Source organism: Ilyobacter sp. (genome assembly GCF_041583315.1).
GTDB lineage: Bacteria > Fusobacteriota > Fusobacteriia > Fusobacteriales > Fusobacteriaceae > Ilyobacter.
Genome location: NZ_JBFHGC010000194.1, coordinates 1 through 4735, shown reverse-complemented (window position 1 = coordinate 4735; position 4735 = coordinate 1). Strand labels below are relative to the sequence as shown.

Below are 4735 nucleotides of genomic sequence, written 5' to 3'. Positions count from 1 at the left end.
AGAAACTACTTTAGTTCAGTATATAAATGGGATAATCAAAAAATCAAAACAGAGGAAAAGTACTAAAATAAAATTAAAACTTAAGGAAGACATTAAAATAGAGAATGTAAAAGAAATCCTGATAAAAAAAGAGGAAGTTCCTGTCAAATTATCTGATTTCACAGAAAAAGAAATAGAGAAAGCAATAAAAAAAGTAATGGAAAAAGAAAATCTCAATTCAAATTTTTTTGAAACAATCAGAAAAAAATCTGAGTCTATTTTTTTCAATACAATTAAAGCTTATTTGACAGAGGGGGAATAGAAATATGAAAATAATATCACTATTAAATCAAAAAGGTGGAGTAGGCACAAGTACCACAGCTGTCAATTTATCAGTAGCACTTAGCAAACTAAACAAAAAAGTTTTATTAATAGATTTAGACCCTCAAGGAGATACTACTGATTATTCAGGAGTTATTGATGAACAAGAAAATACCTCTCTGGAATTTCTTTTGGAAGGAAATAAAAAAGTTATGACTTTAGAGCATTATGATCTTATCCCTGCAGACATATCTTTAAGTGATTTTGAGTTAAGAGCAGTTAATATGATAGCAAGAGAGTCTATATTAAGGTCTAAAATGGATTCTGTAGAAGGATATGATTACTGCCTTATAGATTGTCCACCAAGTCTCGGATTATTATCTGTAAACTCTCTGGTTGCTTCAAATTTAGTTATTTCACCTGTATTACTGGAAAGATTTTCTATAAAAGGATTAAGGAGTCTTTCAGATACTTTGGAAAATATTAAAGTTATCAATCCGAATATAGAAAATAAGTTTCTTGTAAATAAATATAATAAAAGTTATTCGCATAACACAGAGAATTTTGACGCTATAATGGAAGTAATAAAAGAACAAATCTTTAAAACTGTAGTTAGACAAGATGTTAAAATATCACAGAGTCAAGTTGAAACTACAAATATATTTGATTTTGATAAAAAATCAAAAGCAGCAATAGATTTCAAAAAACTTGCAGAGGAAGTGATAAGACTTGGCTAATAAAAAAACTGCATCTCTTTTAGGAGATATCGCACACAAAAAAACTGCTTCGGTAACAGTTACCGAAGCAAAATTATTAGATATAAAAAATAGATTTGAATTTAAATTTTGCGAAGATGAATCTATAAATATATATTTAAATAAGAAAGGAACTGAACTTTACTCAAATGAAGTAAACAACAATCTGACAGCTGGAAAAATACTTACAGAAGTATTTGATAAACTTTCTGGTTCAAATCAATATGACGGGCTTTATAATACTTGGCTGGGTGAAATGGAATACAACGCAAGAACTGCATTAAGACACAGAATAAGATATGAATTATTCCAAAAGGCCGTAACAGAAAAAGGAAAAAATCTTTTTGCAACTCTTCCTGTGAGGGTTTTAGATCAGTTAAATGTCCATAAAGAAAAAGAACAATTTATAGCTTTAATAAACAATTCAGATATTCAGTCAAAGAATGATTTAATATCTTTCATGGAAAGTGGGGATATTAAAGAGGTTAATGAACAATTTAAACCAGTATTACCTTTTTATAAAAATATTTTTTCTTATGAGAAGAAAGTGGAAAAAATGAGTCAAGAAGAGGCACATAAAGCGTTAAAAGAAATACAGGATATTGAAAAAGAATTTATAAAAATAAAAAAACTTCTTAAGGAAAAGGGTTAAATATAGTAATGTAAAATATTTTGCATATTCTCCAAAACTTAATTACTGAATAAACCAGCAGGCTCTCTAGAATAAATTAAACTGTAATCATAAAACTGGATATAACCAGAAGAAAGTAAAGACCAGTCTTGGAGAAGTTGAACTTGATATTCCAAGAGATAGATATGGCAGTTTTGAGCCTGCGGTTATTCCTAAATTTATACAACGAATGCCATGGGGAGTATAAACAGCCAATTCAAAAAAGTGGAATCAGAAGATTAGATGTTTGGAAAAGATACTTAGAATATTGGTAGTAGTTTATCTTGAAAAAATGGATAAATATCTAATTTAAAAAGTTGATCCAACTGGATCACCTTTTTAAATTACTAGGAATATAATTTACACGGAATTTGGGAAAGACCCGAAAGACCCCCCAATACCCGAGAAAGAATTAGAAAAAATTAGAAGTGTTTTCATCCTCTATTCCTAAGAAGTGTTTATTTAGATATTTTTCATGTCTGCTTTCAAAGACTACCACAGAATCACGATCTTTTCTTATATATTCATCTAATTCTATTTTTAATTTTTCAAATAATGGTTTGGAAATCTCACCTTCAAATACAGAGTTTTGTATATGACTGAGATATCTTTTACAGATCTTAAATATATTTCTAAGAACTTTAGCCCCTGTGTTATCAAGGCGGATATCGTAGATTAAAATTATATACATAGCACCTCCTAAATTTTTACCACCATATTTTAAATGGCTCATATTCTTTATCATCCATTAAATGTTTTATAAGTTTATAGCATTCTAATTTTATGAGATGCCGATAACTTACATCTTTTTTTAATATTTTATGTCTTATTGTTTTCTTTAACCTTTCATCATATTCTTGAAGAATCTTCTTCTTCCCCTTATCTTTAAGATGGTAGAAATTTGATTCTCTATCAAAATCAGATTCTGTAATTATATTTTTATTAAGAAGAGAGAATATCATCCTATCTGAAATTAGAGGCTTAAAAACCTCAGATATATCAAGGCAGAGAGAAAACCGTCTTTCTCCTGGTACATGAAGGTAACTTATTGTAGGGTTTAATTGGGTCTTATAGATCTCCCCTAAACAAGTAGTATAAACCAATGTATTTATAAAGGAGATAAGGGTATTTATCATATTATCAGGAGGCCTCTTTACTCTTTTTTCAAAATCTATTTCTTGGTTAATGATTTTATTCCAAGATTTATAATAGCTTTTTCTTATATTTCCTTCTATTCCCATAAGTTCCTTAACTGATTCACATCCATCTATCTCACTTTTATAGTAAGTAATATTTTCTATCTCTTCTCCTATATCTTTTCCTCTTTCCTTATAATATCTAAGGTTTCTATGAATATTATGTTCAGACCCCATTACAAATTTCTTGGCCAAAAACATTCTTTTTTTCTCGTCATCATAATGTTTTACTTGATTTACTAATAGTCTTCCTGATACATTTCCTTCTTTTGGAAAATAACTCCCAGTATAAAAACCATAATAATTAAAAATATGAAGGTTTATTTCCATCTGTCCAAGATAAATAAGGCATTTAGTATTTAGTTCTACTTCTCCAAAAAGGTAAATATCTTTCGTTACCTCTACTTTTATATCTTTAAATCTTCCATCTGGAGTAGTTAGTCTTATTACGTTATCTTTTCTCTTTAATTTCCCACTAGAAAACAGGTAGTAACTTTCATTCATAGCATCCCCCTATATATAGCAAAAATCATAATAAGCACACTTTTTACACATCTTAGAGTCTATAACACTTGGAGAGTTTATTTTACTAATTACTAATCTTATTTCTTCCAAGATTTTTTCAATATTCTTTTCATCGTCATCACTTATCCAAACTTCTTTTCTAATTTTTAACAGAGGATAATCTAGTATTCCCTTTTCTATTTCTATTCCCCTTTTTTTAAGAAAGTAAATATAATATTTTACTTGCCATATGCTTGCTTCTTCTATACTTTTGCTCTTCTTTATTTCATGAAGAACTTTCCAATCTTTTATAAAATCTATGTTTATACTTTCGTCTACCATGATATGCTTTTTTTCTCGACCATAGCTATCTTTATCTAAAAGCTTTCCGAGCATTATATTTTCATTCCCTTTTTCTTGACTTAACCCTTGTGTAAATAACCAAAGTTTTCGATGACAAATATAATAATAATAAAACATAATCCCTGTTATCTTTTTCATTTTTCATCTTGTATGATGTTTATGTAAGCAAACACCATATCCTCCTTTATTTAAATTTTATTTGTAAACTTGTATTAAAAATGTTGGTCCTGTGAGTGTAGTTATAAGTTATACATTTAGATTCCTCAAAGGTTAGATTATTACTTAACGAAAATTAATTAAGTAAACAAAGTCTTTTTTGAATTTACATTCCTCAAAGGTTAGATTATTACATATTATTTTCAGAATCCCACTCGTAATAGGTAGCATTATTTACATTCCTCAAAGGTTAGATTATTACTAAAAGTTGGTGATAGAATAACTTTAGAACATGAAAATTTACATTCCTCAAAGGTTAGATTATTACGTGTATAATTTCAAAATTAATTATTAATGTCGCCTCATATTTACATTCCTCAAAGGTTAGATTATTACCGCAAAAAGAGCTCAAAGCATATGGGAATCAACTCCATTTACATTCCTCAAAGGTTAGATTATTACAGATAAAAGCAGTATTTGATGCTCAAACTTCTTGGACATTTACATTCCTCAAAGGTTAGATTATTACCGATTGAAGGTACTGGGGATTGGTCAGTAACTGGTTTATTTACATTCCTCAAAGGTTAGATTATTACTTTCTAAAACCATCATTCGAAAAAACTGTTTTACAATATTTACATTCCTCAAAGGTTAGATTATTACCACTCATAACAAGTAAAATAGATTTTACTATAACGGATTTACATTCCTCAAAGGTTAGATTATTACTTAGCTATTTACGGGGCAACTGTTCTTGGTTCTGCGGATTTACATTCCTCAAAGGTTAGATT

At 28.6% G+C, this 4735-nt stretch carries 5 protein-coding genes, 2 pseudogenes and 1 CRISPR repeat array; of the genes and pseudogenes, 4 read left to right on the top strand and 3 right to left on the bottom strand.

All coding sequences use genetic code 11. From position 1 onward, the window contains the following. The 4 genes and pseudogenes from ABZA26_RS07940 to ABZA26_RS07925 form a co-directional block, all read left to right on the top strand. Positions 1 to 301, top strand: a pseudogene (locus ABZA26_RS07940) (hypothetical protein); the annotation flags it as partial. A gap of 4 nt (positions 302 to 305) precedes the next feature. Further along, positions 306 to 1037, top strand: a complete 732-nt coding sequence (locus tag ABZA26_RS07935) for a ParA family protein (RefSeq protein WP_372713984.1) — start codon at positions 306 to 308, stop codon at positions 1035 to 1037. After that, positions 1030 to 1707: a hypothetical protein gene (locus ABZA26_RS07930; protein ID WP_372713983.1), complete on the top strand. Its 678-nt coding sequence runs from the start codon at positions 1030 to 1032 to the stop codon at positions 1705 to 1707. Before ABZA26_RS07935 ends, ABZA26_RS07930 begins: the two co-directional genes overlap by 8 nt. 85 nt (positions 1708 to 1792) lie before the next feature. Further along, a pseudogene (locus tag ABZA26_RS07925) lies at positions 1793 to 1903 on the top strand (transposase); the annotation flags it as partial. Positions 1904 to 2137: 234 nt separating this feature from the next. Here ABZA26_RS07925 and cas2 read toward each other — a convergent pair. Genes cas2 through cas4 form a run of 3 tightly spaced genes read right to left on the bottom strand, consistent with a single transcriptional unit; the run spans position 2138 to position 3926 of the window. Next, positions 2138 to 2416: a CRISPR-associated endonuclease Cas2 gene (gene cas2, locus ABZA26_RS07920; RefSeq protein ID WP_372713982.1), complete on the bottom strand. Its 279-nt coding sequence runs from the start codon at positions 2414 to 2416 to the stop codon at positions 2138 to 2140. Between the two features lie 16 nt (positions 2417 to 2432). Then, positions 2433 to 3425, bottom strand: coding sequence for a type I-B CRISPR-associated endonuclease Cas1b (gene cas1b / locus ABZA26_RS07915; protein WP_372713981.1), 993 nt, complete (start codon positions 3423 to 3425; stop codon positions 2433 to 2435). Between the two features lie 9 nt (positions 3426 to 3434). Further along, on the bottom strand, positions 3435 to 3926 hold the full coding sequence (gene cas4 / locus ABZA26_RS07910; RefSeq protein WP_372713980.1) for a CRISPR-associated protein Cas4: 492 nt from the start codon (positions 3924 to 3926) through the stop codon (positions 3435 to 3437). 114 nt (positions 3927 to 4040) lie between these two features. Beyond that, positions 4041 to 4735: direct repeats of the CRISPR family, unit length 25 nt; unit sequence ATTTACATTCCTCAAAGGTTAGATT.